Genomic DNA, 20,905 nt, shown 5'->3' with positions numbered 1-20,905 from the left:
AAGATGCTTCCAAAGGAGCTTATGGACCTTATGCGTAATCTGGGCGTTTTCCCTGTGGTGCTTGCCACTTCTGACAAAGAGGGTAATATACACCTTACCTTTATCACATGGGTATACCCTATTGACGAGAGAACCATAAGGGTTGCCCTCAGCTCCAACGCCAAAAGCTCTAAAAACATGCAACAGACTGGGCAGGCATGCCTTATGCTCATAGCTCAGGACAAAGCCCTTGCCTGCTATGGCACCGCAAGCCTCCTTCAGGACAGAATAGAGGAAGTCAAGTTTCCCGTCTCCGTGTTTGAGATAAGGATAAACAGCGTGGAGAACAACCTCTTCCCGGGTGGCACAATAACTGGCACCATACCCTTTATGCACACTGGAGACCTCCAAAAGGCTGGAGAGCTTGATCAATTGGTGCTTGATGCCTTAAAGATTTGATGAAGAAGGTAGTCTCGGTAGAAAACCTGAGCCTTGAGCTGAATGGAAGACCCATCCTCAAAGATGTGAGCTTTGAGGTGTATGAGGGCGAAGTCTTTACCATACTGGGTGGGAGCGGTAGCGGTAAGACCACAATAACCAAGTGTCTTGTGGGTCTCTTGAGGGCAACGAGCGGTAAAGTGGAGGTCTTTGGCAAAGATGTTTCATCCCTTACCCAGATGGAGCTGGATGATGTAAGAAAGGGCATAGGCTATGTCTTTCAGGGAGCGGCCCTTTTTGATAGCCTCACCGTCTGGGAAAACGTGGTCTTTTATCACTTAGAACATGGAAAGCACAAGAGAGAAGAGCTTAGGGCTACCGCCCTCAAGTATCTAAGCATGGTGGGCTTATCGGGAGAAGAGCTTGACCTCTATCCTTCCGAGCTATCGGGCGGTATGAAGAAGAGGGTGGGAATAGCAAGGGCTATAGCCACAGAGCCACAGCTTATCATATACGACGAGCCAACCTCAGGGCTTGACCCTATCACCAGCAGGCTCATTGACGAACTTATCCTTAACCTCCGAGAAAAGACAGGTTCTACCGCTATAGTGGTATCTCACGACCTTGTGTCCGCCTTCTCCATATCAGACAGGATAATGATAATAAAAGAAGGTCAAGTGGTTCAAACAGGCACAAAAGAAGAAATCCTGAACTCTCACATACCCTTTGTAAGGGAGTTTATAAAAAAGGGTCTAGGTGAGCTTTACGAGGCAAAAAGCGGTTGACCTAAGCATCTTCTCATAACTGGGTAGGTGTTTAGCACACCCTTTGAGAAGAGAAACTGGAAAAGATGATTGCTACCTAAGTAGAAGGAAACCGCAGAAGCGGTAAGATAAAGCTCCCACATCTTATAGAACTCCTCCCCATACCGCTTAACAACCCAGTCCTTAACAGTCAAAAACCTCTTCTTCCATTCCTTCAGAGTTAGATAATAGTGAAGCCTCCAGTTGTCTATGTCTATAAGGTTGAAACCAAGCCCTTTGGAAGCTCCGATCACCTCTTCTATGGAGGGCAGGTAGCCACCTGGAAATATGTATTTTCTTATCCACCTGCTCTGGCTTGAGGTGTGAACCTTTCCTATGGTATGGAGCAGGAAAAGTCCGCCATCTTCCATTATTTCACGGACCACTTCAAAAAACTTCCTATGCCTTCCCTTTCCTACATGCTCAAACATACCTACTGACACTACTTTATTGAACTTTCTACCGATCTTTGGCAAGTCTTCGTAGTGCATAAGATACACCTCAGCCCTTCCCTCCAGACCAAGGCTTTTTATCTTCTCTTTTACATATTCATATTGATTTTTTGCCAAAGTTATGCCTACGGAATAGACTCCATAGTTTAGGGCGGTTTCAAGAATTATAGAACCCCATCCACAGCCAATGTCTATGAGCCTGTCTCCCTCTTTTAGCTGGAGTTTTTCGTATATTATCTTTCTCTTTTCGCTTTGTGCTTCCTCAAGGCTCATGTTTTGGTCTGAAAAGAAGGCACAGGAATAAGTCATTGACTTATCAAGCCAAAGCTGATAAAATTCGTTACCCAGGTCGTAGTGCCTTCTTACCTCCTTACCTTCAAGCCTTTTTATAAGCCCTATGCCCTTCAAAATACTTCTGAGGAGAGAAGCAAAGATAGCCTTAGGTTCCTTCTTGCCCTCAGATTCCACATACTCCATGCATGCCATCAAGACCTTCTCTAAATCACCCTCAATAGTTATGTCACCCCTCATGTAGGCTTCGCAGAAACCCATCTCAGGGTCTTTCAAAACTTCCCCTAAGACGCTCTTCTTTAAGACCCTTATCCTATGCTGTCCTTTTCCTATGCAAACCCCATCAGGTAGCTCCACACATAAGCCTTCACTAAATCCCTCGTTTATCTTTGCTATGATTTTTTCTACCATTTGATAGCCCTCCTCAATTGTTAGTATAGGTACATGCTCTTTATCTGTCAAGGCAATGTATAATTAATATTGTGATAAAGAGACCAACCCTTATCTTAAACTTCGGCTCTCAGTATGTTCAGCTTATTGCCAGAAGGGTAAGGGAGCTTGGTGTATACAGCGAAATCGTGCCTTATCACATAAGCCACAAGGAGGTAAGGGAGAGAAACCCCTACTGCCTTATATTCTCCGGCGGTCCCGCCTCTGTATACGAGCAGGACGCACCCCTTCCAGACCCAGAGCTATACAACCTTAACATTCCCATCCTGGGCATATGCTATGGGCTTCAGTCTATAGTGCATCAACTTGGCGGTGTGGTGGAAAGGTCTCAAAAACAAGAATACGGAAGAGCAAAGCTAAAAGTTCTAAAGGAAGACCCACTATTTGAAGGTTTACCAAAGGAATTTGACGTATGGATGAGCCATGCGGACAAGGCGGTAAGGCTTCCTGAGGGCTTTGAAGCTCTCGCAAGCTCAGAAAACTCTCCCTATGCGGTCATAAGACATAGAAACAAAGCCATATATGGTGTGCAGTTTCACCCAGAGGTGGCCCATACCCAATATGGGAAGGAGCTTCTGAGAAACTTCCTCTTTAAGGTTGCTCAAGCCCAGCGAAACTGGAGCATGGGTAATTTTGTTGAGGAAAAGATAGAGGAAATAAAGGAGGAGGTCAAAGATGCAAAGGTCATATGCGCTCTGTCTGGAGGTGTGGACTCAACGGTGGCGGCGCTTCTTACATATAGGGCGATAGGAAACCAGCTCACCTGCGTGTTTGTGAACCACGGGCTTTTGAGAAAGGGAGAGGCGGAAGAGGTGGAGGGCTATTTTAGGAGAATGGAGCTACCCTTTTACAGGGTAGATGCGGATGGGTTGTTTTTGGAAAGGCTGAGGGGTGTAGAAGACCCAGAGGAGAAAAGGAGAATAGTGGGGCATACCTTTGTGGAGGTTTTTGAAAGAGAGGCACAGAAATCTGGAGCGGAGTTTCTCCTTCAGGGAACCTTATATCCAGATGTGGTGGAGAGCGCCGGCGTCCCCGGTGCCAAAGTCATAAAGACCCATCACAATGTGGGAGGTCTTCCAGAAAGGATGAGACTGAGGCTTCTTGAGCCCCTCAGGGAACTCTTTAAAGACGAGGTGCGTCAGGTGGGAAGACTTTTGGGAGTGCCAGAGGAGCTTCTCATGCGACATCCCTTCCCCGGCCCGGGTCTTGCCATAAGGATATTGGGTGAGGTAAAAGGGGAGGACCTGGAAATACTAAGGGAAGCAGACCACATCTTCATAGAAGAGTTAAAGAGGTGGGGTCTTTACAATAAGGTTTGGCAGGCTTTTGCGGTACTTTTGCCGGTAAAAAGTGTGGGTGTTATGGGTGATGTGAGGACATACGAAAGGGTAGTGGGGCTCAGGGCTGTGGACAGCTCTGACGGAATGACTGCAGATTGGTCAAGACTTCCCTATGAGTTCCTTGACCATGTGATGAGAAGGATAATAAACGAGGTAGAGGGGATAAACAGGGTAGTCTACGACGTATCCTCAAAACCACCAGCGACCATAGAATGGGAGTAAAATATTAAAAATGAGACACCTTAGGCATACAGACCCAGAGATATACGAAGCCATAGTAAAGGAATACAAAAGGCAGTTCTACCACTTGGAGCTTATAGCCTCAGAAAACTTCACATCACTTGCGGTTATGGAAGCACAAGGCTCTGTGCTTACCAACAAGTATGCGGAGGGATTGCCACACAAGAGGTATTACGGTGGTTGTGAGTTTGTGGATATTGCGGAAGACCTTGCCATAAAGAGAGTAAAAGAACTCTATGGAGCGGAGCATGCCAACGTCCAGCCTCATTCTGGCTCTCAGGCAAACATGGCGGTATATATGGCGGTCCTAAAGCCGGGAGATACCATACTGGGTATGGACCTCGCTCACGGAGGACATCTTACTCACGGTGCAAAGGTAAACTTCTCTGGAAAGATATATAGCGTGGTCTACTATGGGCTAAACCCCGAGACAGAGCTTATAGACTACGACCAAGTCTATAGGTTGGCAAAAGAACACAAGCCAAAGCTTATAGTGGCAGGTGCGTCCGCATATCCAAGGGTCATAGACTGGGAAAAGTTTGCCCATATAGCCCAGGAGGTCGGTGCATACCTCATGGTGGACATGGCACACTACTCGGGGCTTATCGCTGGCGGTGTATACCCAAACCCCGTGCCATATGCACACTTCGTTACCTCCACAACCCACAAGACCCTAAGAGGTCCAAGAGGAGGCTTTATCCTCTGCAAGGCGGAGTTTGCCAAAGAGATAGACAAAAGCGTCTTTCCAGGGATACAGGGCGGACCCCTTATGCATGTAATCGCAGCCAAGGCGGTAGCCTTTAAGGAAGCAATGACAGAAGAGTTCAAAGAGTATGCAAAGCAGGTGGTCAGAAACGCTCAAGCTATGGCGGAAGAATTCATAAGGCTTGGCTTTAAGGTGGTCTCTAATGGAACAGACAGCCATATAGTGCTTCTTGACCTGAGAGACAAGGGCATAACTGGTAAACAGGCGGAGGAAGCTCTCGGCAGGGCAAACATAACGGTAAACAAGAACGCAGTTCCCTTTGATCCACTGCCCCCTACAAAGACAAGCGGTATAAGGATTGGAACGCCCGCCATGACCACCAGAGGCATGAAGGAAGAGGAAATGAGGCTGATCGCAAGACTTATAGCCCAAGTGATACAGAACATAGAGGACTCCCATGTGATTGAAAGAGTGGGCAGGGAGGTTATAGAGCTCTGTCAACAATTTCCCCTATATCCCGAACTGAGAGAGGTTATGGATGAGCTTTCTTATAGCAAAGCAACCCATATTTAACAAAGAGGGTAGGAGGTTTGCCTTTGAAGTTTTCCTTAGAAAAAGAGATAATATGTATGAGTATCCTAAAGAAGTTCCCTACAGCAGGGCAACATACATAGTAATAGAAATAATACTAGAACAAGGCATAGAGAGAGTAGGGGAAGGGAAGAGAGTGATGATAAATGTATCCCTTGACTCCCTTATAAACAAAGCCATTGAGGCCCTTGACCCTAAAAAATTGATAATAGAGATAATAGAACCTCAAGTGCCAGTGGGTGAGATGGTTTATAGACAGATACTAAATGCTGTTGATAAATACACGGAACGGGGTGTGCTGTTCAGTATAAGTGAAAGGAATTTGGAAAATGAAAAGATAGCTGGTCTTCTGGATAAGATAAGCATAATTTCCGTGGATGCAAAGAGACTCAATCAGAGGATCCTAGACCTCTCAAAGTCTAAGTCAAAAACCCTTTTAATCTCAAAGATAGAGGATGCGGAAGAGTATAGTAGAGTCAGTAGAGTGGGGGACCTCTTTCAAGGTAAATACTTAGAAGGTCCCTTTATACTAAAGGAATTCCAGACCGCACCCTACCTAAAGAATACCTTGCTCAAACTCATAGCGGTAGCCCACTCCGCCCAGAGTCCAAAAGAAATTGCGAACCTAATAGCCACAGATGTTGGCATGACTGCAAAGATTCTTAGGCTTGTAAATTCCGCTTACTATTCTCCTATAAAGGAGATAAGGAGCGTGGAGCAGGCTTGTGCCATGATAGGCTTGAGGAATTTAAGGAATTTTCTGCTTGTTCTCGCCATGAATGATTATGTATCTGTGGAAAACCCAGAATTATGGAAGAAATCACTCGTAAGAGCTCTAATAGCTCAAAAAATTGCAGAATTTATACATCCTCAATACGAATCTGAAGCCTACTTAATCGGTCTCTTTTCTCTTATAGATGAAATCCTCGGCATGGATAAGATAGCTTTCTTGAAGGATGTCAAGATAGAGCAGGAAATTATTGATGGTTATACTGGAAAGAATGTGCACCTTAGGAGTATACTGGATTACTCCATCATGTTGGAGGAAAAATTTCCAGAATTGTTGAACATGCAAGACCCAACCAAGAGTGATATCCTTGTGAACTTAGAAAGGCTAACAGGTATAGACCGTCAGGTTTTGATTTCCATAGCTAAGTCTTCCTTTGATATGGCTGACTATATCCTGAAGGTCTGATATAATACTTTTCATGAACTTGATAAGGCTTCAGCTCATATACCCAGAGGAAAAGGTGAAAGAGCCTGTTCTATGTATGGTCTGCAAAAACTTTGATGTGGTAGTAAACATAAGAACCGCAAAGGTTACAAAGGATACGGGCATACTTACCGTTGAAATGGATGGTGAAGCAGAGGAAATAGAAAAAGCTATGAAGTTTATAGAGGATAAAGGTGTTATGGTCCAACCTATAGAGGGTCAGATATTCACAGAATGAGAATTTCAGATATAGGGGAGTTCGGTCTTATAGAGAGGCTCAAAAGCATATTGCAGAGTGAGCTAATAGGGGACGATACCGCTCCCATCACCGTTGGCAAAAGTATGCTCCTACTTACCTGCGACCTTCTTCTCCAAGACAGACACTTTAAACTCCACTATCCACCCTCTGCAGTGGGTTGGAAAGCCATATCCATCAATGTGAGCGATGTGGTAGCAAACGGTGGAGAGCCTATTTACTGCCTTGTTTCTTTAACTTTGCCAGATTTAGAGGTGAGGTATGTGGAGGAGATATACCTGGGAATAAAAAAAGCCTGTGAATTTTATTCCTGTCAGGTTGTGGGTGGAAATGTAAGCAAGGGCGATAAGCTATGTATAGACGTTTTTATGGTGGGGAAAGCAGAAAGGTTTGTGGGAAGAGGTGGTGCAAAAATAGGGGATGGAGTTTTTGTCTCTGGAACCTTGGGAGACTCAAAGGCTGGGCTTGAACTTCTTCAAATGGAGAAAAAGCACTACGAAGATTTTGAACTAAGGCTCATAGAGAAACATCTAAGACCCACCGCAAGGATAGACTTTATAAAACACATATCCAAATACGCCAATGCCAGCATGGATATAAGCGATGGGCTCTCCTCGGATGTGGAAAAACTCTCAAAGGCAAGCCAAGTAAAGATTAGCCTTTTTTCTGATAAGATACCCATATCTCAAGAACTTGTGAGCTTTTGCAAAAGACATGGCAAGGACCCACTTGAGTATGCACTTTCTGGTGGGGAAGACTATGAGCTTTTGTTTACCCATCCTCCTGAGAGGTTGAACCCCTTTCTCAGTATGGTTCAAATAGGTTTTGTGGAGGAAGGGGAAGGTATCTTCATTGACGGTAAACCCCTCAAGCCTACAGGTTTTGACCACTTTAGGGTGGTATAATTTTCCTATGCGAGAGATTTTCATAACAGATGTTTCTCTGAGGGATGGTATTCAGTCATTGCTTGCCACAAGGGTAAGAACGGAGGATATGCTTGAAATAGTAAGCATACTTGACAAGTGTGGTTTCTGGTCTCTTGAGGTATGGGGTGGGGCGACCTTCGATGTGTGTCTCAGGTATCTAAAAGAAGACCCGTGGGAAAGGCTAAGACTTTTCAAAAAGCATGCTCCAAACACAAAACTTGAAATGCTCCTAAGAGGACAAAATGTAGTAGGCTACAGGCACTATCCTGATGATGTGGTAGAGGAATTTGTAAGAAGGGCATACGATAATGGTATAGAGGTCTTTAGGATCTTTGACGCTCTGAACGATACAAGAAATATGAGAAAATCCATAGAAACCGCCAAGAAGGTGGGGGCAATAGTTAAAGGAGTGCTCTCTTATACCATAAGCCCAGTGCATACGGTGGAGTATTACGTTAATGTTGCAAAAGAACTGGTGGATATGGGAATAGACATTATTTCCATAAAAGACCAGGCAGGACTGCTGTCTCCAAAGGTAGCCTACGAATTGGTAAAAGCCCTCAAGTTAGAGTTTCCAAACTATCTTGTCCATCTCCATACTCAAACCACTGCGGACCTTGCAGAGATGGCACAGCTCAAGGGTATAGAAGCGGGTGCGGACATGATAGATACGGTCTTTTATAGCCTTTCTTGTCAAACCTCTCACCCACCCGGCGAGACCATGATCTATGTGCTAAGGGAGTTTGGCTATGAGGTTAAGGTGGACGAAAAGCTCTATCAAAAGGCTGGAGACCTCTTTGCAAGTATAAGGACAAAGTATAAGAAATACGATGTTCTGCCACCTTATCCAGACGTAGGAGTTCTTTTACATCAAGTTCCCGGGGGTATGATATCCAACTTTATAAGCCAATTAAGAGAGCAGGGTATGGAGGAAAAACTACCAGAGGTGCTTGAGGAGGTTGTCAGGGTCCGTCAAGACCTTGGATATCCACCTCTTGTTACGCCCACAAGCCAAATAGTAGGCTCTCAGGCTTTTCTTAATGTGCTACATGGAGAAAGATACAAAGTGGTTACAAAGGAAACAAAGGACTATGTAAAGGGGCTATATGGCAGACCACCCGCACCCATCAGTGAAGAGCTTATAAAGAAAATCCTCGGAGAGGAAGAGCCTATATATCATGTAAGACCAGCGGACTTACTTGAGCCAGAATTACCAAAGGTCAGAGAAGAGGCTATAAAGGCTGGTGCAAAGAGCGAGGAGGATATCATTTCTTATGCTCTTTTTCCTCTCGTTGCCAAAGAGTTTTTTGAATTCAGAGAAAAAGGAGAAAAGCTCCCTCCAGAAGAGTTTATTGAAGAAAAAAGAGAAAACATACCAGTAGAGTTTATAGTGACGGTTCATGGAGAACAGTATCATGTTCAGATAGCAGGAAGGGGAGAGCCTACTGCGGAAGGGAGACCTTTCTTTATCAGGCTTGATGGAAAGTTAGAGGAGGTGATACTCAGACCTCTCAAGGAGGTGGAAAGCATACCATCGCCCTACGGTGAAATAACCTCTGCCATGGAGGTAAAGCCAAAAAGACCAAGACCTGTGGGTGTTGGAGACATAACCTCACCCATCTCCGGCAAGGTGGTAAACGTGAAGGTAAGTATAGGACAGACTGTGAAAGAGGGTGATGTGCTCTTTGTGGTGGAAGCCATGAAGATGGAAAATGAGGTTCACAGTCCTGTAGAAGGTATAGTGGAGGAAGTGCTTATATCTGTGGGTGATGTGATAAATCCAGATGAGGTGGCTGTAAAGATAAAACCCATAAAGATATGAGCTTGAAGATACTTGTGGTAGAAGATGAGAATGACCTTGCGGAGTTGATAGCTTACAATCTAAGGAAAGAAGGCTACGAAGCCCTTGTTTGTCTTAGGGGTGCGGATGCCATAAAATACCTTGAAGAAAACCCGCCAGACCTTTTGCTCCTTGATGTGATGCTTCCAGACTACGATGGCTTTAGGATAGCCCAGTATGTGAGAGGAAAAGAAGGTCTTAAGGATATACCCATAATATTCGTAACCGCACGGGACATGGAACAGGATAAGCTAAAGGGTTTCTCTCTCGGTGCGGACGACTACATAACCAAGCCCTTTTCCTTAAAGGAACTCCTTGCAAGGGTAAAGGCGGTGCTAAGAAGGGTAGGGAAGGAGAAAAAACAAACCCAATTCAAGCTCGGAAGCATTCATATAGACTTGGAAAAAAAAGAGGTTAAAAGGGGCGAAGAAGTCATTGAACTTACACCCACAGAGTTTCTAATATTGTCCGCCTTGCTTGAAAATTATGGCAAGCCCGTGAGCAGAGAATACCTTATAGAAAGGGTGCTAAAGAGAGATGTATACGATAGAACGGTGGATGTGCATATAAAGAAGCTAAGGGAAAAACTCGGTGAAGAGGGAAAAGCGATTCAGACAGTGAGGGGCTTTGGGTATAAGCTGGAAATATGAGATGGTTTATATTGGTCTTTCTAACCCTTTTTGCCCTTATGCATCTTTATGCTTACTCAAGGGTTTTTAAACCTGCACTTGGAAAAAGGGGAAGATGGGTCATTGCCTTGTTGCTTTCTTTTGGATTCTTCTCACCCTTTATATGGCGTTATGCGGATGCTAATATGAACTCTCACATTGCCTATATAACTGCTTTAGGTGGTCTAATTTGGATGGGTTTTCTCGTGTATTTGGTTGTGTTAGGCTTGACTTTGGACCTATACAAAGGCGTAGTTTACATTTCTAAGAAGGTTTTTAAGATAAACCCCCTGCCTGTGCCACCCACAAAAGCCACAACCATAACCATTCTGCTACTTTCCATAACTTTGTCTGCATATAGCTATTACGAAACCCTCAATCTCAAAGTGGAAAGATATACTCTATACACCGATAAACTTCCAGAAAATGTCCAAAGGCTAAAGGTGCTCCACATATCGGATATACATCTTGGTCCTGTAATGGGGATGGACAAAATAAGGCTTGTGCTTGAGGTGTATGAAAGGGAAAAGCCAGACCTTGTGGTTTCTACGGGAGATTTAGTGGATGGGAATATGAGGGACAAACTCCACTTGGCTGACGCTTTGTCTGAGATGAAACCACCCTTGGGAAAGTATGCGGTTTTGGGAAACCACGAATACTATAGAGGTCTGGAACAGGCTATAGAATTTACCCAAAGGGCTGGCTTTAGGCTCTTAAGGGGAGACTTGGCACAGATAAGGGAAGTAAACTTAACTGTGGTTGGAATTGACGACGATGACTGTAGGTTTTTCAAAAAGTGCCAAGGCACTCTTTCCGACAGGGAACTATTAGAAAAGGCAAATCCTAACAGTTTTGTCCTATATCTCAAACACAAACCGCGCCTACAAGAGGGTGCGGAAAAGCTCTTTGACCTTATGCTCTCGGGGCACACTCATGGTGGTGTGTATTACCCTGTAGGAAAGCTCATACTTACAAGGCTATTTATCAGCGATAGAGGTTTTCATAAGTTAGGAGACTCTTACCTTTACATAAGCAAGGGGGTAGGAACTGGCGGACCACCTATGAGACTTTTTTCTCCGCCAGATGTTGCGATCATTGAACTTGTAAACAAGCGGAAATAAAAGACACGAAAAGAGGATGTGGTTTATAGGGTTTGCTTTTGAACTCTGGATGGAACTGACAGCCTATATACCAAGGATGGTCTTTTAGTTCTATTATCTCTACAAGTTTTCCATCTGGCGAAAGCCCCGAGAAAACCATACCAGCGGATTCAAAAACTTCTCTATAACGGTTGTTAAACTCATATCTGTGCCTGTGTCTCTCGTAAACCATCTCTTGTCCGTATATTTCTCTTACCTTTGTTCCCTCCACAAGTCTGCAGGGATAAGAGCCAAGCCTCATAGTCCCACCGAGATGCCTTATATTTTTCTGCTCTTCCATTATGTCTATTACAGGATGAGGCGTAAAGGGGTCAAACTCAGTGGAGTTGGCATCTCTTAGACCAAGCACATTCCTTGCAAACTCCACACACATAAGTTGCATGCCAAGGCATATACCAAAGGTAGGTTTTTTCCTCTCTCTTCCATACCTCAAAGCCCTAACCTTGCCTTCTATTCCTCTCTCTCCAAAGCCTCCTGGAATAAGTATGCCATCCGCTTGCTCTAAAATATCCTCTTGATAGTCCTCTGAGTTTACCCAGATTATATCCACCTTTGACCTATTGGCTATTCCACCGTGCGTAAGAGACTCAATTATGCTTTTGTAGGAGTCCTTTAAAGAGACATACTTTCCTACGATAGCAATCCTTACCTTCCTCTCTGCGGATTTTAAAACTTGGACTATGTCCTCCCATTTGCTCCTTGTTTCCTTATAGGTAAAACCAAAGTGTTCAATAATGAGCCTATCTATACCCTGACTTTTGAGTATCAAAGGCACTTGGTATATATACTCTACGTCTTGTGCGGATATGACCGCAGACTTTTTCACGTTGGTAAAGAGGGCTATCTTCTCTTTTATGCTTTCTGGGATTTCCACCTCAGACCTACACAGGATTATGTCTGGCTGAATACCTATGGCTCTTAATTCCTTGACCGAGTGCTGTGTGGGTTTGGTCTTTAACTCACCTGCACTTTTTACATAGGGAACATATGTGATGTGTATGAAAAGAACCTTGTCTCTACCTAACTCTACTGATAGTTGACGGACCGCCTCAAGAAAAGGAAGACCCTCTATATCTCCCACAGTCCCACCCACCTCCACTATCACCACATCATACCCATCTTCCACATCCCTTATTAGCCTTTTTATCTCGTCGGTTATGTGAGGTATAACTTGAACGGTAGCACCGAGATATCCTCCCTCTCTTTCCCTTTGTATGACATTGTAGTAAACCTTTCCCGCGGTTACGTTATTTTTTTTACTCATTTTTGTCTCTGTAAACCTCTCATAATGTCCCAGGTCTAAGTCCGTTTCCGCACCATCTTCTGTCACATAGACCTCTCCATGCTGGTAGGGGCTCATAGTCCCTGGGTCTACATTAAGGTATGGGTCCAGCTTTTGTATGTTCACCCTAAGACCTTGCTCTTCAAGGAGGGAGGCTATGGAAGCGGAGGCTACCCCCTTTCCAAGGGATGAAAGTACACCACCCGTCACAAAGATGTAATATGCCATGTATGGATATTTTATAACAGCCCACCGTTATCGGACGGGAATATGTCTCCTTACCTTTTGTACCTCCTCTAAGTCTACCCCCACCTGAAGTATGCTGTCGCCCCTCTCTGAGAAGGCAAGCACATGCCCCCAAGGTCCGTATATGGCGGAAGAGCCTGCGTATTCCTCCCCTCCCACATCACCCCATGTGTTGGAAAGCATGAGAAAGCACTGGTTCTCTATTGCCCTTGCCCTTGAGAGGGTCATAAGGTGAAGCTTTCTCTTCTTCCCCCACATAGAGGGAACAACTAAAAGCTGTGCATCTCTCAAAGCCCAAGAAAGCTCTGGAAACCTTAGCTCAAAGCATATAAGAATGCCCACCTTTGCCAAAGAGGTTTCAAAGACTGGGTTTTCATATCCCGGTAGGAAGTGCCTTGGCTCTTCATAGAGTGGGAATAGTTTTATCTTATGCCTCCTGCCTACAACCTTCCCCTTGTCCACCACCACCGCAGAGTTGTGTATGCCACCCTCGGTCCTTATGGGATAGGTGCCCACGATGGTTAAATTCCTCTCTTTGGATATCCTTATGACCTCCTGCAAAACCTCCTCGGTTGCCTGTGCGTGCCTTTCCATGTTTTCGTAGTCAAAACCGCACTGCCACATCTCTGGCAGTGCCACCAAAGAACCCTCCTTTACATGAGAGAGCATTTCCAAGACCATTCTTAGGTTTTCTTTTACCTTTCCCAATAGGGGACTGAACTGCAAGACCGCAAGATTAAGCATAACTTATAAGATTATAAGGGAATAACTAAGCAGAGGTTTTTATGATTTATGTTAGCATTTTAGAACTATGGAGAGGTTTTTCCCTTTTCTCAGGTGGCTAAAAGGCTACGACAGAAAGACTTTCACTTCTGACTTTATTGCTGGTCTTACTGTGGCAGTAGTGCTCGTCCCCCAGTCTATGGCTTACGCCCTTATAGCGGGGCTTCCGCCTGTGTATGGACTTTACGCTGCCTCCATACCGGTCATAGTTGCTGCACTTTTTGGAAGCTCCGCCCAGCTCGCCACAGGTCCCGTTGCTATAGTGGCTTTCCTTACCTTCGTGTCTCTTACAAGCTACGCAAAGCCGGGAGAAGAAAAATTCATAGAGCTTGCTATCCTTATGGCTTTTCTTGTGGGTATCATACAACTAACAATCGGGCTTTTCAGACTGGGTTTTCTTGTAAACTTTGTGTCTCATTCGGTGATTATAGGCTTTACCAACGCCGCCGCCATAATAATAATGACCACTCAAATTCCGGCGCTCCTCGGTATAAAGGTGGAACAGAAGGAGCTCATATTCCAGAACCTCTATGAGATAGCAAAGAACATCTCTCAGACCAATCCCTACACCCTTGCGGTGGGGTTGGTGTCTATAGTGCTTATAGTGGGGCTCAAAAGGATAAACAAAAACTTCCCCTCCGCACTGCTCACCGTGGCTCTCTTTACCGCCCTTTCTTACTTCCTTGCCTTTGAGAGCTACGGCATAAGGGTGGTCGGGGATATACCTCGGGGCATTCCCTTGCCCTCTCTGCCCTCTGTGAACTGGGATCTCCTTGACAGGATACTGGGCAAAGCCTTTATCATAGCCCTTGTGGGCTTTATGGAAGCCTACGCCATAGCCAAGTTTATAGCAAGCCAGACAAAGCAGAAGATAGATGTGAACCAGGAGCTTGTGGGTCAGGGGCTTGCCAACCTTGTGGGTTCCTTTTTTAAGAGCTTCCCCGTTAGCGGTTCCTTCTCCCGCTCTGCGGTAAACTTCCAAGCAGGTGCAAAAACTGGTATGGCAAACATCATAAGTGCCAGCTTTGTGATAGCTACCATATTTCTGGTGGCACCCATTCTGTATTACCTTCCCAGGGCTGTGCTTTCTGCGGTGGTTATAACCGCGGTAGTGGGTCTCGTAAAGCCCCACTACTTTACCCATCTTTGGAAGACCAATAGATACGATGGAATATCTGCCATAACCACCTTCTCCCTCTCCTTTATCATGAAGCCAGACTATGCCATCTTTATAGGTATGTTTCTGTCTCTCTCCCTCTTCCTTTGGAGGAGCCTATACCCCAGGATAGTAAGAATGTCAAGGGACCCCGTTAGCAAAACCTTTGTGAACGCAGAGACCAACAGCCTACCCACCTGTCCACAGATTGAGATGGTTAGACCGGAGGCATCCTTTTACTACGCCAACACGGAGAACATCCTTGAGGAGCTCAGGGAGATAGTAAGTCAGAAACCAGCCCTAAAACACCTTGTAATAGACTGCGAGTCTGTAAACTACATGGATGGGACCGCTCTTGATGCCCTAAGCGATTTTCTTGAAGACATGAAAAAGAAGGGAGTGAACTTAGTCCTTGTGAACGCAAAGGCTCCTGTTGAGGAGGTTATGAGGCGGTCTGGATTCCTTGAAAAACTTGGCAAGAAAAACCTCATGCCATCCAAGGGTTATGCGGTTGGCGAACTTTTCAAGAGTATAGACCATGGATACTGTGCAAAGATATGTCCTTATGCGGTCTTTAACGAGTGCTATACGGTTAAGGATTATGTGAAGTTTGAGCCCGCTAAAAACCCCATAAGAGAAATATACGAAGCATTCTCCAATTATGAAGATATAGAGGTCTATGTAGGAAGAGCATACAAGCATCTTCTTCTCAGGTTAGAGGGAAAAGAAATAGACCTTAAAGCAGAAGACTTCTACACAGATGGAAAGGGTATATATGTGCCTGCTACAAAGTATATGAAGTATGACGGTAAAGTTGTTTCCTTTGGTGGGTTATGTAGTAATAAAGGTTGTGAGATGAAGAACGGTTTTGTTTATCTTGGAAAGGATACGAAGGAGATAGTGGAAAAGCTCTTAAGCATTCTAAAATAAAAAAGCCCCCTTACGGGGGCGGTTCTTTAGTCAAGCTCTGGCATTTCAGGTGCTGGTGCCTTTTCCTTCTTCTCTTCGGGTATTTCTGCCACGAGAGCTTCAGCGGTGAGCATGGTTCCTGCCACAGAAGCTGCGTTCTGTATAGCAGTCCTTACCACTTTGGTGGGGTCTATAATCCCAGCTTCCACCATGTCCTTGTAGTCACCCACCGACGCGTCAAAGCCCCAGTTCTTGCCTTTTTCCTTGCCAAGCTGTAGAACCTTTTCAAGCACCACATAACCCTCAAATCCTGCGTTGAAAGCTATCTGCCTGAGAGGTGTCCTACATGCCTTCTTTACTATGTCCACACCCACCTGCTGGTCTGGGTTTTCTACCTTGAGGTTTTCAAGGGCTTCTGAGGCTCTCACCAGTGCTACACCACCGCCAGGCACTATACCCTCTTCCACCGCAGCCTTTGTGGCATGCACCGCATCCTCAACCCTTGCCTTCTTCTCCTTGAGCTCCGCCTCGGTGGCCGCACCAACCCTTATGATGGCAACGCCACCAGCTAGCTTGGCAAGCCTTTCTTGAAGTTTTTCTCTGTCGTAGTCAGAGGTAGTTTCCACAATTTGCTTCTTTATCTGCTCTATCCTTGCGTTTATATTGTCCTTTGAGCCCTTACCGCCCACTATGGTGGTGTTATCCTTGTCCACTATGACCTTATCTGCCCTTCCGAGCATATCAAGGGTGACGCTCTCAAGCTTTATACCAAGCTCTTCAGTTATGGCGGTTCCGCCGGTGAGTATGGCTATGTCTTGCAGGTAGTCCTTTCTCCTCTGACCAAAGCCAGGTGCCTTTACTGCGCATGCTCTAATGACTCCCTTTATGTGATTGACCACAAGGGTTGCAAGTGCCTCCGCCTCTACGTCCTCCGCTATTATGAGGATGGGCTTTCCTGCCCTGACTACTTGCTCAAGCACGGGTAAGAGGTCTTTTACGTTGGAAATCTTCTTTTCGTAGATGAGTATGAATGGGTCTTCCAGAACCGCCTCCATCTTGTCTGGGTTGGTCACAAAGTAGGGAGAGAGGTATCCCCTGTCAAACTGCATACCTTGGACTGTCTCAAGGGTTGTCTGGGCGGACTTGGACTCTTCAACTGTTATAACACCATCCTTGCCAACCGCCTCCATGGCGTCTGCGATTATCTTTCCTATCTCGGGGTCATTGTTGGCGGATATGGTGGCTACCTGCTCTATCTCCTTCCTTCCACTTACGGGTATGGAGAGAGCCTTAATTTCTTCTATGACCTTTTCTACCGCCTTATCTATACCCCTCTTGAGGTCCATGGGGTTAGCACCAGAGGCTATTGCCTTTAGACCCTCTGTGAATATAGCCTGTGCCAGCACGGTAGCGGTGGTGGTTCCATCGCCAGCCACATCGGCGGTCTTGGAGGCTACTTCCTTGACAAGCTGGGCTCCCATGTTCTCATAGGGGTCTTTAAACTCTATCTCTTTGGCAACGGTCACACCGTCCTTTGTGACCAGGGGCGTTCCCCACTTTTTCTCAATGATGACCTCTCTACCCCTTGGTCCAAGGGTGACCTTAACTGCGTTAGCGAGCTTGTCAACGCCTGCTTTGAGCCTTGCCCTTGCATCCTCTCCATAGATGACCTTCTTTGCTGCCATGCTACCACCTCCTTTAAAAGTTTTTTACTCAACTATTGCAAGCACTTCATCTTCAGACATGATAAGGAACTTCTCTCCATCAAGCTCCACCTCGGTGCCCGCATACTTGTTAAAGACCACCTTGTCCCCGGGCTTTACCTTGGGTGGAACTTGCTGACCGTTTTGAAGGAGCTTTCCCTCACCTACCGCCACCACCTCACCCACTTGGGGCTTTTCCTTGGCGGTGTCTGGTATGATTATGCCAGAGGCAGTCCTCTGCTCCTGCTCTTCAAACCTCTTGACCACAATCTTGTCATAAAGGGGTTTGAGCTTTGCCATGTTCCACCTCCTTCTAAGGGATTTTTACGGGTAGATATTATATTAACATCTTGGGCTTTTGTCAAGAGGTTATTGAGAAAATCTTTAGCCATGTAGACTAAAATTTATTGAGCCTATAAGCATAATGTGTTAGACTTGCGGACAGCCTCCAAAAGGCTTATGATTTATACCCATGCTTAGGCTTCTCTCGCCAGCAAAGCTGAACCTTGGGTTGTGGCTTCTTGGAAAGAGACCTGACGGATACCACGAGCTTTTCACCATCTATCAAGCTATAGACCTTTTTGATGAGGTCTTTATAGAGGAAGGTCCTCTGAAGGTTGAAACCAGCACGGGCATACCCATGGAGGAAAACCTTGTCTACAAGGCTCTAAGGCTTATGGAAGAACTTCTCAGAGAGGAGGTCCCCTTTAGGGTCTTCATACAGAAGAACATACCCGAAGGCGGAGGCCTTGGTGGTGGGTCTTCCAACGTAGCGGTGGTGCTAAGGGCAGTGAATGAACTTATGGGCAAGCCATTGGGCGATGAAAACCTCTACAGGATAGCAGGTCAGGTGTCTTCTGATGCACCCTTTTTCCTCATGGGTGGCTCCGCCATAGGGAGGGGTAGGGGTGAAATTCTTGAGAGGGTTGAACTGCCAAAGATGGTCTTTACGCTTATACATCCCGGCGTTAGGTGTTCCACCTCACGAGTCTACAGTATGGTAAGAGAGGATATCTTGACAGAGAATATAGAAGGTGATAAAATAATAGATTGCCTAAAGGCTGGAGACTTTGGTGTTCTCCAGAACAGGCTGGGTGAGCTGGCTGGAGAGCTTTACCCAGAGGTGGGTGAAGTGCTCAGATTTTTGAGAGGTTTGGGTAGGTTAGCCCTTGTGAGCGGTAGTGGCTCCAGCGTCTTTAGCCCAGGCGAGCCCACGCAGGAGTTGGAGCTTGCCTGCAAGGCAAGAGGTTGGAGGCTATACAGAGTGGAAAGTTATGGGGTGTAGCTCAACTGGCAGAGCACCGGACTTTGGATCCGGGGGCTCCTGGTTCGAATCCAGGCACCCCAGCTTTCCACTACAATAAAAGAGGTGACACATGCTCGGCTCTATAAAACTTCTGACAGGCACCAGTAATCCAAAGCTCGCACAGGAGGTTTCTGAATATCTCGGCATTCCCCTCTCCGATGTGGTGGTGGGGCGCTTCAGCGATGGAGAGGTAAGGGTGAAGATAAACGAGTCTATGAGGGGTGAGGATGTCTTTGTTATACAGTCCCTGGGTTATCCTGTAAACGAGAGCATAATGGAGCTCCTTCTTATGCTGGATGCTCTCAAGAGAGCTTCCGCAGGAAGAATAACTGCGGTTATTCCCTACTATGCCTATGCAAGGCAGGACAGAAAGGATAAACCGAGGGTGCCAATAAGTGCAAGGCTTTTGGCAGACCTTATAACCACTGCAGGGGCTCAGAGGCTTATAGTGGTGGATCTTCATTCTCCTCAGATTCAGGGCTTTTTCAATATACCGGTGGATAACCTATACGCCTTGAATGTGCTATATGAATACATAAAGGACAGGGTAAAGGATGACCTTGTTGTAGTCTCGCCAGACGCAGGGGGTGTAGAAAGAGCAAGACTTCTTGCCAACAAGTTGGGCTGTGGTATCGCCATAATATACAAGAGGAGACCAGAGCCAAACGTGGCGGAGGTGCTGGACCTAATAGGTGATGTGAGGGACAAGAAAGCCATAATAGTGGACGATATTATAGACACTGCAGGCACAGTGGTCGCTGCCACCAATATGTTGATTTCAAAGGGTGCAAAAGGTGTTCTGGTGGCTGCGACCCATGGAATCTTTTCAGGTCCTGCAATAGATAGGCTCAGAGAATCCCCAGTTGAAGAGGTTATAGTGACAAACACCCTTAACATGGAAGATAAGCCCCTTGAAAAGCTAAGGGTGGTCTCTGTGGCACCGCTTATAGGGGAAGCAATAAAGCGAGCCCATGAGGGCGAGTCCATAAGTTCACTTTTTGTATAAAGGAGGTAAAGGATGAAAAGGGTTCAGGTAAGGCTCATACCAAGAGCCATAGGGAAAAAGAGCGAGATAAAGAGGTTCAGAAAGCAAGGCTACGTGCCAGTGGAAGTATATGGCAAAGATGTGGAAAACAGGCATGCATACATAAGCATAAAGGACCTAAAAGCCTTTCCGAAGGGTGAAACCTTTCTCATTGAGGCAGAGATTGACGGAGATAAAAGGGTCTGCCTCCTCAGGGAAATGCAGATGGGTTGGCTTGGGGACAATCCCATTCATGTGGACCTGCAGGACATCACCCATGTGAGCGAAATCGAAGTGGAAGTGCCTATAGAGTTTGTTGGCACGCCTGCGGGTGTGTCCCTTGGTGGAACCTTTGAGCCTCTTATGCACAGCCTTACTGTAAAGGCAAGGGTGGACAAGCTCCCTGATAAGATAACTGTTGATGTAAGCGGTTTAGGTCTTGGCGATGCCATCCACGTAAGGGATATTGTCCCACCAGAAGGATGTGTAATCATGGACTCCCCAGAGGAAACCGTGGCTGTGGTGCTTGAGCCTGAGGTGGAGGAGACCACACCAGCTGAATGATAAGGCTTCTTGTTGGACTTGGCAACCCCGGTAAAAAATACGAAAAAACTCGTCATAACGTGGGCTTTATGGTGGTGGATGAGTTTCTCAGAAGGTTGAGGGTTCAGGACTATTCGGAGGAATGCCTCTCTCACCTCTACAGGGTAAGGCTTCAAGGCAAGGAGCTTCTCGTGGTAAAACCACAGACCTACATGAACAACTCCGGGCTTGCGGTTCTGAACCTTCTTGAGGAGTATGACATAAGCCCAGAGGAGATGCTGGTGGTCTACGACGACCTGGACCTACCCCTTGGAAGGCTGAGGCTCAGGTCTGAGGGAAGTAGCGGAGGCCATCACGGCATAGAATCCATTATAAGGGAGATAAAAACAGAGAAGTTTCCAAGGCTCAGGGTGGGTATAGGCAGACCGAAGGATAGGAACAAGGTGGTGGACTATGTGCTTTCGCCCTTTAGCGGAGAGGAGGAGCAAGTACTTGCAAGGGTGTTAAAGAGGGCAAGCGAATGCTTGCAAAGGTGCGTTGAATACGGCATAGAGGAGAGCATGAACTTCTGCAATGCCCCAGTGTAAAATAAAAAAGGAG

The 20,905-nt window shown here is 46.0% G+C and carries 20 protein-coding genes and 1 tRNA gene; 16 read left to right on the top strand and 5 right to left on the bottom strand.

Going from position 1 to position 20,905, the window contains the following annotated elements; genetic code table 11:
* The first annotated feature begins 3 nt into the window (after positions 1 to 3).
* Positions 4 to 438, top strand: coding sequence for a pyridoxamine 5'-phosphate oxidase family protein (locus tag G3M65_RS01145; protein ID WP_173832745.1), 435 nt, complete (start codon positions 4 to 6; stop codon positions 436 to 438).
* Entirely contained in the window at positions 438 to 1,202 is a 765-nt protein-coding gene (locus G3M65_RS01140; RefSeq protein ID WP_173832744.1) for an ABC transporter ATP-binding protein, read from the top strand. Before G3M65_RS01145 ends, G3M65_RS01140 begins: the two co-directional genes overlap by 1 nt.
* On the opposite strand, the gene G3M65_RS01135 is transcribed toward G3M65_RS01140, so the two are convergent.
* Positions 1,181 to 2,374, bottom strand: coding sequence for a class I SAM-dependent methyltransferase (locus tag G3M65_RS01135; RefSeq protein ID WP_173832743.1), 1,194 nt, complete (start codon positions 2,372 to 2,374; stop codon positions 1,181 to 1,183). The two genes, G3M65_RS01140 and G3M65_RS01135, sit on opposite strands and share 22 nt — an antisense overlap.
* A 71-nt stretch (positions 2,375 to 2,445) precedes the next feature.
* Here G3M65_RS01135 and guaA point away from each other — a divergent pair, with 71 nt between their 5' ends.
* The 8 genes from guaA to G3M65_RS01095 are packed head-to-tail and all read left to right on the top strand — an operon-like array spanning position 2,446 to position 11,314.
* On the top strand, positions 2,446 to 3,975 hold the full coding sequence (guaA, locus tag G3M65_RS01130) for a glutamine-hydrolyzing GMP synthase (protein ID WP_254426284.1): 1,530 nt from the start codon (positions 2,446 to 2,448) through the stop codon (positions 3,973 to 3,975).
* Positions 3,976 to 3,985: 10 nt separating this feature from the next.
* Positions 3,986 to 5,272, top strand: a complete 1,287-nt coding sequence (gene glyA, locus G3M65_RS01125) for a serine hydroxymethyltransferase (protein WP_173832742.1) — start codon at positions 3,986 to 3,988, stop codon at positions 5,270 to 5,272.
* Positions 5,238 to 6,485, top strand: coding sequence for an EAL and HDOD domain-containing protein (locus tag G3M65_RS01120; RefSeq protein WP_173832741.1), 1,248 nt, complete (start codon positions 5,238 to 5,240; stop codon positions 6,483 to 6,485). The genes glyA and G3M65_RS01120 overlap by 35 nt, the downstream gene beginning before the upstream one ends.
* 13 nt (positions 6,486 to 6,498) lie before the next feature.
* The gene (locus G3M65_RS01115; RefSeq protein ID WP_173832740.1) at positions 6,499 to 6,741 is read left to right on the top strand and encodes an NIL domain-containing protein; all 243 of its coding nucleotides are present in this window, start codon (positions 6,499 to 6,501) and stop codon (positions 6,739 to 6,741) included.
* Entirely contained in the window at positions 6,738 to 7,664 is a 927-nt protein-coding gene (gene thiL / locus G3M65_RS01110) for a thiamine-phosphate kinase (RefSeq protein WP_173832739.1), read from the top strand. Before G3M65_RS01115 ends, thiL begins: the two co-directional genes overlap by 4 nt.
* Positions 7,665 to 7,671: 7 nt before the next feature.
* Positions 7,672 to 9,507 (top strand): sodium-extruding oxaloacetate decarboxylase subunit alpha, encoded by a 1,836-nt coding sequence (gene oadA / locus G3M65_RS01105; protein ID WP_173832738.1) that lies wholly within the window; start codon positions 7,672 to 7,674, stop codon positions 9,505 to 9,507.
* A complete protein-coding gene (locus G3M65_RS01100) occupies positions 9,504 to 10,175 on the top strand; it encodes a response regulator (protein WP_173832737.1) in 672 nt (223 codons plus the stop codon). The genes oadA and G3M65_RS01100 overlap by 4 nt, the downstream gene beginning before the upstream one ends.
* Positions 10,172 to 11,314 (top strand): metallophosphoesterase, encoded by a 1,143-nt coding sequence (locus tag G3M65_RS01095; RefSeq protein ID WP_173832736.1) that lies wholly within the window; start codon positions 10,172 to 10,174, stop codon positions 11,312 to 11,314. The genes G3M65_RS01100 and G3M65_RS01095 overlap by 4 nt, the downstream gene beginning before the upstream one ends.
* On the opposite strand, the gene pyrG is transcribed toward G3M65_RS01095, so the two are convergent.
* Entirely contained in the window at positions 11,286 to 12,863 is a 1,578-nt protein-coding gene (gene pyrG, locus G3M65_RS01090) for a CTP synthase (protein WP_173832735.1), read from the bottom strand. The two genes, G3M65_RS01095 and pyrG, sit on opposite strands and share 29 nt — an antisense overlap.
* Before the next feature lie 27 nt (positions 12,864 to 12,890).
* A complete protein-coding gene (locus tag G3M65_RS01085; RefSeq protein WP_173832734.1) occupies positions 12,891 to 13,625 on the bottom strand; it encodes a carbon-nitrogen hydrolase family protein in 735 nt (244 codons plus the stop codon).
* A 67-nt stretch (positions 13,626 to 13,692) separates the two neighbouring features.
* Between G3M65_RS01085 and G3M65_RS01080 the strand changes: the two genes are divergently transcribed.
* Complete coding sequence (locus G3M65_RS01080) at positions 13,693 to 15,750, top strand: SulP family inorganic anion transporter (protein ID WP_173832733.1); 2,058 nt, start codon at positions 13,693 to 13,695, stop codon at positions 15,748 to 15,750.
* Positions 15,751 to 15,776: 26 nt separating this feature from the next.
* On the opposite strand, the gene groL is transcribed toward G3M65_RS01080, so the two are convergent.
* Both groL and groES read right to left on the bottom strand, forming a co-directional pair.
* Entirely contained in the window at positions 15,777 to 17,414 is a 1,638-nt protein-coding gene (groL, locus tag G3M65_RS01075; protein ID WP_173832732.1) for a chaperonin GroEL, read from the bottom strand.
* Positions 17,415 to 17,438: 24 nt separating this feature from the next.
* The gene (gene groES, locus G3M65_RS01070; RefSeq protein WP_173832731.1) at positions 17,439 to 17,732 is read right to left on the bottom strand and encodes a co-chaperone GroES; all 294 of its coding nucleotides are present in this window, start codon (positions 17,730 to 17,732) and stop codon (positions 17,439 to 17,441) included.
* 172 nt (positions 17,733 to 17,904) lie between these two features.
* Between groES and ispE the strand changes: the two genes are divergently transcribed.
* The 5 genes from ispE (at position 17,905) to pth (ending at position 20,892) form a co-directional block, all read left to right on the top strand.
* On the top strand, positions 17,905 to 18,717 hold the full coding sequence (gene ispE, locus G3M65_RS01065; RefSeq protein WP_173832730.1) for a 4-(cytidine 5'-diphospho)-2-C-methyl-D-erythritol kinase: 813 nt from the start codon (positions 17,905 to 17,907) through the stop codon (positions 18,715 to 18,717).
* Positions 18,708 to 18,780, top strand: a tRNA-Gln gene (locus tag G3M65_RS01060). The genes ispE and G3M65_RS01060 overlap by 10 nt, the downstream gene beginning before the upstream one ends.
* A 28-nt stretch (positions 18,781 to 18,808) precedes the next feature.
* Positions 18,809 to 19,744 carry a ribose-phosphate diphosphokinase gene (locus tag G3M65_RS01055; protein WP_173832729.1) on the top strand — a complete coding sequence of 312 codons (936 nt, stop codon included), beginning with the start codon at positions 18,809 to 18,811 and terminating at the stop codon, positions 19,742 to 19,744.
* Between the two features lie 12 nt (positions 19,745 to 19,756).
* On the top strand, positions 19,757 to 20,326 hold the full coding sequence (locus tag G3M65_RS01050) for a 50S ribosomal protein L25/general stress protein Ctc (protein WP_173832728.1): 570 nt from the start codon (positions 19,757 to 19,759) through the stop codon (positions 20,324 to 20,326).
* Positions 20,323 to 20,892, top strand: a complete 570-nt coding sequence (gene pth / locus G3M65_RS01045) for an aminoacyl-tRNA hydrolase (protein WP_173832727.1) — start codon at positions 20,323 to 20,325, stop codon at positions 20,890 to 20,892. The genes G3M65_RS01050 and pth overlap by 4 nt, the downstream gene beginning before the upstream one ends.
* Positions 20,893 to 20,905: the final 13 nt, after the last annotated feature.

This window comes from Hydrogenobacter sp. T-8 (assembly GCF_011006175.1).
Lineage (GTDB): Bacteria > Aquificota > Aquificia > Aquificales > Aquificaceae > Pampinifervens > Pampinifervens florentissimum.
This window is presented reverse-complemented; position numbering and strand designations above follow the sequence as displayed.

Coding starts and splice junctions, on each gene's coding strand:
- ispE (WP_173832730.1), top strand. CDS start 17,905: ATGCTTAGGCTTCTCTCGCCAGCAAAGCTGAACCTTGGGTTGTGGCTT.
- pth (WP_173832727.1), top strand. CDS start 20,323: ATGATAAGGCTTCTTGTTGGACTTGGCAACCCCGGTAAAAAATACGAA.
- groL (WP_173832732.1), bottom strand. CDS start 17,414: ATGGCAGCAAAGAAGGTCATCTATGGAGAGGATGCAAGGGCAAGGCTC.
- G3M65_RS01135 (WP_173832743.1), bottom strand. CDS start 2,374: ATGGTAGAAAAAATCATAGCAAAGATAAACGAGGGATTTAGTGAAGGC.
- G3M65_RS01145 (WP_173832745.1), top strand. CDS start 4: ATGCTTCCAAAGGAGCTTATGGACCTTATGCGTAATCTGGGCGTTTTC.
- groES (WP_173832731.1), bottom strand. CDS start 17,732: ATGGCAAAGCTCAAACCCCTTTATGACAAGATTGTGGTCAAGAGGTTT.
- G3M65_RS01100 (WP_173832737.1), top strand. CDS start 9,504: ATGAGCTTGAAGATACTTGTGGTAGAAGATGAGAATGACCTTGCGGAG.
- thiL (WP_173832739.1), top strand. CDS start 6,738: ATGAGAATTTCAGATATAGGGGAGTTCGGTCTTATAGAGAGGCTCAAA.
- G3M65_RS01095 (WP_173832736.1), top strand. CDS start 10,172: ATGAGATGGTTTATATTGGTCTTTCTAACCCTTTTTGCCCTTATGCAT.
- glyA (WP_173832742.1), top strand. CDS start 3,986: ATGAGACACCTTAGGCATACAGACCCAGAGATATACGAAGCCATAGTA.
- pyrG (WP_173832735.1), bottom strand. CDS start 12,863: ATGGCATATTACATCTTTGTGACGGGTGGTGTACTTTCATCCCTTGGA.
- G3M65_RS01055 (WP_173832729.1), top strand. CDS start 18,809: ATGCTCGGCTCTATAAAACTTCTGACAGGCACCAGTAATCCAAAGCTC.
- G3M65_RS01115 (WP_173832740.1), top strand. CDS start 6,499: ATGAACTTGATAAGGCTTCAGCTCATATACCCAGAGGAAAAGGTGAAA.
- G3M65_RS01120 (WP_173832741.1), top strand. CDS start 5,238: ATGAGCTTTCTTATAGCAAAGCAACCCATATTTAACAAAGAGGGTAGG.
- G3M65_RS01050 (WP_173832728.1), top strand. CDS start 19,757: ATGAAAAGGGTTCAGGTAAGGCTCATACCAAGAGCCATAGGGAAAAAG.
- G3M65_RS01140 (WP_173832744.1), top strand. CDS start 438: ATGAAGAAGGTAGTCTCGGTAGAAAACCTGAGCCTTGAGCTGAATGGA.
- G3M65_RS01080 (WP_173832733.1), top strand. CDS start 13,693: ATGGAGAGGTTTTTCCCTTTTCTCAGGTGGCTAAAAGGCTACGACAGA.
- G3M65_RS01085 (WP_173832734.1), bottom strand. CDS start 13,625: ATGCTTAATCTTGCGGTCTTGCAGTTCAGTCCCCTATTGGGAAAGGTA.
- oadA (WP_173832738.1), top strand. CDS start 7,672: ATGCGAGAGATTTTCATAACAGATGTTTCTCTGAGGGATGGTATTCAG.